This window comes from Azospirillum sp. B506 (genome assembly GCF_000333595.1).
GTDB lineage: Bacteria > Pseudomonadota > Alphaproteobacteria > Azospirillales > Azospirillaceae > Azospirillum.
The window spans coordinates 1-5,913 of the sequence record NZ_BADK01000283.1 but is presented as its reverse complement, the minus strand read 5'-3'; the positions used below and the strand labels follow the sequence as shown (position 1 = coordinate 5,913).

The window sequence follows — 5,913 nt, the reverse complement described above, 5'->3', positions numbered from 1 at the left end:
GGGGAGGCGTGCGCAAGGAGAACACTTCTCGGACGGTGGTGTCTTCGACCAGATCTTCCAGAAGGGGCGTTGATCGATGGTCGCCACTGCCGACAGCGATAGTGCTCTGGCAGGAAAGGGGGGCGCGGTGACGGTCCGCGCCTCCACTCCCCTCTTCCGGAAACCCAGTGTCCTCCCAGGCTTCGGGCTGACGCTGGGTTTCACGCTCAGTTATCTCAGCTGCATCGTGCTGGTTCCGCTGGCGGCCCTGATCGTCAGGTCCAGCGGTTTGGGCTGGAGCGGATTCTGGTCGGCGGTGACGACTCCCCGCGTGCTCGCCGCCTTCGAGGTCAGCTTCGGTTTGTCTTTCGCCGCGGCGCTGACCAATGCGATCTTCGGTTTTCTGGTCGCCTGGGTGCTGGTGCGCTACGATTTCCCAGGCAAGCGGCTGGTCGATGCGTTGGTCGATCTGCCTTTCGCCCTGCCGACCGCCGTGGCCGGCATCGCGCTCAGCGCGCTCTATGCGCCGAACGGTTGGATCGGCAAGCCGCTGGACGAGCTGTTCGGCCTGAAGGTCGCCTTCACCCCGCTCGGCATCGCCATCGCGCTCACCTTCATCGGACTTCCCTTCGTCGTCCGCACCGTGCAGCCGATCCTTCAGGATCTGCCGCCGGAGGAGGAGGAGGCCGCGGCCTCCCTCGGCGCGTCCCGCCTGCAGACCTTCGGCAGCGTCATCCTGCCGGCGATCCTGCCGGCGCTGGTCACCGGCTTTGCGCTGTCCTTCGCCCGCGGCATCGGCGAATACGGCTCGGTCATCTTCATCGCCGGCAACATGCCGGGCCTGACGGAGATCCTGCCGCTGTTGATCGTCATCAAGCTGGAACAGTACGACTATGTCGGCGCGGCTGCGGTCGGCACCGCGATGCTGGCGGTCTCCTTCGTCATGCTGCTCATTCTCAATCTTCTCCAGCATTGGATGAGGTCGCGCCATGCCCGCTGATGCCAGCATCGTCGTACCGGCCTCTGTCCGGGTGCAGCCGGCGTGTGCCGCCCTGACCGAGCCGGCCTGGGTCCGCGTCGCCCTGATCGCCGGGGCCCTGCTGTTCCTGGCGCTGTTCCTGTTGCTGCCGCTGGTCGCGGTCTTCGTCGAGGCGCTGCGCCGCGGCGTCGATGCTTATTTGACGGCGTTGACCGAACCGGATGCGGTTGCCGCCATCCAACTGACGCTGATCGTCGCCGCCATCTCGGTGCCGGCCAACCTGCTGTTCGGCGTCGCCGCCTCCTGGTGCGTCGCCAAGTTCGATTTCCGAGGCAAGAATCTGCTGATCACGCTGATCGACCTGCCATTCTCGGTGTCGCCGGTGATCTCCGGCCTGATCTATGTCCTGCTGTTCGGCATGAACGGGCTGTTCGGCACCTATCTGCGCGACATGGGCGTCCAGATCATCTTCGCCGTGCCGGGGCTGGTGCTCGCCACCATCTTCGTCACCTTCCCTTTCGTGGCGCGCGAGCTGATCCCGCTGATGCAGGAACAGGGCTCCGACGAGGAGGAGGCGGCGCTGGTGCTGGGCGCGTCGGGCTGGCAAACCTTCTGGCGGGTGACGATCCCCAACATCAAATGGGGCCTGCTCTACGGCGTTCTGCTGTGCAACGCCCGCGCGATGGGCGAGTTCGGTGCCGTGTCGGTCGTGTCCGGCCATATCCGGGGCGAAACCAACACGATGCCGCTGCATGTCGAGATTCTCTACAATGAATACAATTTCGTCGCCGCCTTCGCGGTCGCCTCGCTCCTGGCCATGCTGGCGCTGGTCACGCTGGTCGTGAAGACCGCGCTGGAGTGGCGCTTCGGGGACGAGCTGGCGGCGTCCCGGCACTGATCGCCGGGCTCTGGAGAGGAAAACGGGACCAATGGCGATCCAGGTTTCAGGCATCACCAAGCGCTTCAACGATTTCACCGCGCTCGACTCCGTCGATCTGGAGGTGAGGTCGGGGGAACTTCTGGCCCTGCTCGGCCCTTCTGGCTCGGGCAAGACCACGCTGCTGCGCATCATGGCCGGGCTGGAAAGCCCCGATGGCGGTGGCCTGCTGCTGAATGGAGAGGAGGCGCTGGGGCTGAAGCCGCGCGACCGGCAGGTCGGCTTCGTCTTCCAGCATTACGCCCCTGTTCCGCCACATGACCGTGTTCGACAACGTCGCCTTCGGGCTGAAGGTGCGGCCGCGCGGTCAACGCCCCGGCTCCGCCGAATCACGCGGCGGGTGACCGAGCTGCTGGAGCTGGTGCAGCTCTCGCCCTTCGCCGGCCGCTATCCGGCCCAGCTCTCGGGCGGGCAGAGGCAGCGTGTGGCGCTTGCCCGCGCGCTTGCCATCGAACCGAAGGTGCTTCTGCTCGACGAGCCCTTCGGCGCGCTCGACGCCAAGGTCCGCAAGGAACTGCGGCGCTGGCTGCGCAAGCTGCACGACGACATCCACATCACCTCGGTCTTCGTCACCCACGATCAGGAGGAGGCGCTGGAACTGGCCGACCGCGTCGTGGTGATGAACCAGGGCCGGATCGAGCAGATCGGCACCCCGGCAGAGGTCTACGACCACCCGGCCTCGGCCTTCGTCTATGAATTTCTCGGGCAGGTGAACCGCTTCGACTGCACGGTGGAGGACGGCGTTGCCCGTGTCGGCGATGGCGCCCTGGCGATCCCGACCGAAGGCGGCGTGCAGGGTGCGGCGGTCGCCTATGTCCGCCCGCATGACCTTGTCGTGACCCCGGCCTCGGCCGGCCCGGCGCGCATTTCCGGCATCCATGTCGTCGGCCCCGATGCGCGGATCGAGATCGACCTTGCCGGCCTGTCGCTGGAGGCGGAGATGGACCGCGAACGCCTCGCCACACTCGGCATCGCGGCCGGCGACCGCTGCGCCGTTCACATCGACCGCGCGCGGGTGTTCGCTCGCTAAACTCTATCAGTTGGCGTCTGTCGATCAGTTCGGCGTCTGCTGATCGGCGAGCGTCCGGTAATTGCGGTCGCGGTGGGTTTTCAGACTGAGGTCCACCGCCGCCGCCTCCACCCCGGCGCTGCGCAGGACGAGGCCGGCCAGTTGCAGGCTGGCCTCCATGGTTTCCGGCACGATTGCGCTTGCCCCGGCATTCGCAAGGGCTGCGCTCTGCCCCAGGTCGTGGGCGCGGGCGATGATCGGCAGCCTTGGCGCCGTCGCATGGATCGCCTCGACCGCACGGTGCGCGGCGTCCGGCCGGTTCAGCGTGATGACGGCGGCCCGTGCCCGTTCGATTCCGGCGGCGCGCAGCACCGTGCCTTGGCTGGCATCGCCGTAATAGACCGGCAACCCATCATTGCGCGCGGCGGCGATGCGCTGCGGCTCCAGGTCCAGCGCCACATAGGCGATGTTGTGCTCGGTCAGCAGCTTGGCGACCGCCTTGCCGACGCGGCCGTAGCCGCAGATCAGTACATGGCTTTTCAGGTCGCTGGTCTCGATGCCGAAGGCCTCGGCGCCTAGGCGCGCTTCGATCGCCTGCGCGATCCGTTGGGCCACCGCGCCGATGGCCGGCGTCACCGCCATGCTGAGCGCCACCGAGGACGACAGCAGCAGTCCGGTATGCCCGTCCAGCACCGACAGGCCGACCGCCTTGCCGATCAGCACGAAGGCGAATTCGCCTCCCTGCGACAGCAGCAACCCGATCCTGAGCGCTGTCGCCAACCCCAGCCCGGATAGCCGGCAGAGCAGGATCAGCAGCAGGCTTTTGCCGACCAGCAATGCAACGGTCAGCGCGGCGATGGTCTGGGCCTCCGTCGCCATCGCCGGCAGGTCGAGCGACATGCCGACCGTCATGAAGAACAGGCCGAGCAGCAAGCCTCGGAACGGCTCGATGTCGGCTTCGACCTGATGGCGATAGGCGGTGTCGGCCAGCAGCATGCCAGCCAGGAAGGCGCCCAGCGCCATCGACATACCGGCCTCCGCCGTCAGCCAGCCGACCGCCAGCACTACGAACAGGTTGGTGGCGGTGAACAGCTCCGGATTGCCGGCCGAAGCGATGAAGCGATAGGCCGGCCGCACGACAAAGCGGCCCAGCAGCATGATCCCCAGGATTGCCGCCACCGCCTTCACCGCAGCGAGCGCCAGGGCCAGTGGAATGCTGGCGTTGGGATCGGCCAGCAGCGGGAGCAGGGTCAGCAGCGGCACCACCGCCAGATCCTGGAAGATCAGCACGGCGACGGAAATACGGCCGAAGCGGGCGACGGTCTCGCCACGCTCCACCAGCAGTTTCAACACCGTTGCGGTCGAGGAAAAGGCGAGCATGCCGCCGACGATCAGCGAGGCTTCCGGCGACAGGCCGAGCCACCACGCGGCAAAGCCGATGGCCGCACTCGTCAGTCCGACCTGCATCAACCCCAGGCCGAAGATGTAGTGCCTCATGGCGCGCAGGCGCGAGACCGGCAGTTCCAGCCCGATGGCGAATAGCAGGAAAACGACGCCGAACTCCGACAGCACCTGCGGCACCGCCAGATCGACCACCGGGCCCGGCGTGTGCGGACCCAGCAGTGCGCCTGCCACCAGATACCCCAGGACGGCCGGGATGCGCAGCGCCTGGAACAGCGGCACCACCAGAATGGCGGCCAGCAGCAGAGACAGGATGTCGAACAGAAGCGAAGGATCGTGCATAGCCGGACGCGGGAAAGGGCAGGGGCGCATCTGTATCGTCTTCCGATCCCCCCTCCCGCAAGTGCGATGGCAACGGCGCTGCCTCAATTCGCGGTCGACCTCGCATTTTGTCCTGGACGAACCCAATGCCGCTTCGTATATACCTGGCCCTCGCCTGGCGGCGCCTTTCACGAAAGCGAAGACGCCAAGGGTCGAGGCCCCGAAGGATTGGGGCAGCTGCGTTTCTGCTCATCGCTCCGCCGACCCTTCGGTGGAGAGGCCGAAAAAAGGGCTTGACCCAATCGGCTGAAAGAGATAGAAAAGTTGCCTGCCAGCGCGAACCGGTCGGTTTGCGCTCTTCCGATCTTAAAATGACGATGCATCAGCCCGGTTCACCGGATGATGATTTGTCGTGATCGGGATGGCTCTTGGACATTGTAGATCGTGAAGTCGAGAAGGGATGCGCAGGCGGCGGCAGTTGGTAGCCGTTGCGGCCTTGTGGTGTTGGTTCTTTTGGGGATCGGCACAATGAGGATCGTCTGTGCATCTTTTGAGCAGAGAAACTGTGAACAGTATCGACGTTTCAGGAGATCGCTATCGGCGGTCCTGTCAGTCGTGACTTTGGTCACGATCTGAACCTGAGAGTTTGATCCTGGCTCAGAACGAACGCTGGCGGCATGCCTAACACATGCAAGTCGAACGAAGGCTTCGGCCTTAGTGGCGCACGGGTGAGTAACACGTGGGAACCTGCCTTTCGGTTCGGAATAACGTCTGGAAACGGACGCTAACACCGGATACGTCCCCCAGAGAAATTTGGGCGGAGAAAGTTTACGCCGAGAGAGGGGCCCGCGTCGGATTAGGTAGTTGGTGAGGTAATGGCTCACCAAGCCTACGATCCGTAGCTGGTCTGAGAGGATGATCAGCCACACTGGGACTGAGACACGGCCCAGACTCCTACGGGAGGCAGCAGTGGGGAATATTGGACAATGGGCGCAAGCCTGATCCAGCAATGCCGCGTGAGTGATGAAGGCCTTAGGGTTGTAAAGCTCTTTCGCACGCGACGATGATGACGGTAGCGTGAGAAGAAGCCCCGGCTAACTTCGTGCCAGCAGCCGCGGTAATACGAAGGGGGCTAGCGTTGTTCGGAATTACTGGGCGTAAAGGGCGCGTAGGCGGCCTGTTTAGTCAGAAGTGAAAGCCCCGGGCTCAACCTGGGAATAGCTTTTGATACTGGCAGGCTTGAGTCCCGAAAGGATGGTGGAATTCCAGTGTAGAGGTGAAATTCGT

At 64.8% G+C, this 5,913-nt stretch carries 4 protein-coding genes and 1 rRNA gene; 4 read left to right on the top strand and 1 reads right to left on the bottom strand.

Annotated elements, in window-relative coordinates; translation table 11 throughout:
* The first annotated feature begins 76 nt into the window (after positions 1–76).
* From cysT to I71_RS08890, 3 genes are read left to right on the top strand one after another with little or no spacing between them, the layout of a single operon-like run.
* A complete protein-coding gene (gene cysT, locus I71_RS08900; protein ID WP_083897063.1) occupies positions 77–979 on the top strand; it encodes a sulfate ABC transporter permease subunit CysT in 903 nt (300 codons plus the stop codon).
* Positions 969–1,856, top strand: coding sequence for a sulfate ABC transporter permease subunit CysW (cysW, locus tag I71_RS08895; protein WP_042693988.1), 888 nt, complete (start codon positions 969–971; stop codon positions 1,854–1,856). Before cysT ends, cysW begins: the two co-directional genes overlap by 11 nt.
* 31 nt (positions 1,857–1,887) lie before the next feature.
* Positions 1,888–2,925, top strand: coding sequence for a sulfate/molybdate ABC transporter ATP-binding protein (locus I71_RS08890; protein WP_083897062.1), 1,038 nt, complete (start codon positions 1,888–1,890; stop codon positions 2,923–2,925).
* Between the two features lie 24 nt (positions 2,926–2,949).
* On the opposite strand, the gene I71_RS08885 is transcribed toward I71_RS08890, so the two are convergent.
* Positions 2,950–4,647 (bottom strand): monovalent cation:proton antiporter-2 (CPA2) family protein, encoded by a 1,698-nt coding sequence (locus tag I71_RS08885; RefSeq protein WP_042693986.1) that lies wholly within the window; start codon positions 4,645–4,647, stop codon positions 2,950–2,952.
* Between the two features lie 613 nt (positions 4,648–5,260).
* On the opposite strand from I71_RS08885, the gene I71_RS08880 reads away from it, so the two are divergent.
* Positions 5,261–5,913, top strand: a 16S ribosomal RNA gene (locus tag I71_RS08880); the annotation flags it as partial.